The 247-nt window shown below is 54.7% G+C and carries 1 protein-coding gene; it reads right to left on the reverse strand.

Annotation, left to right across the window (positions count from 1 at the left end; genetic code table 11):
• The coding region (locus SB822_RS59635; protein ID WP_410859446.1) for a putative PEP-binding protein at nt 1-247 on the reverse strand (247 nt) is incomplete at both ends.

Below are 247 nucleotides of genomic sequence, written 5' to 3' on the forward strand. Positions count from 1 at the left end.
TACGGTTCGCACGAACGGGATCATGATCTCAACGTTGGTCAGCCCCATGTCGTTGCGCACACGTTTCACTGCTTCGCACTCCAGCGCGAAACAGTCGCGGAAGCTGTCGGAAATATAGCGTCCCGCGCCACGGAAGCCGAGCATCGGGTTCTCTTCATCTGGCTCGTAACGCTCACCACCGACCAGGTTGGCATATTCGTTCGATTTAAAATCAGAGAGACGGACAATGACGCGCTTCGGATAAAAC

Origin of the sequence: Paraburkholderia sp. SIMBA_054 (assembly GCF_046534875.1) — a bacterium.
GTDB classification, from domain to species: Bacteria; Pseudomonadota; Gammaproteobacteria; order Burkholderiales; family Burkholderiaceae; genus Paraburkholderia; species Paraburkholderia hospita.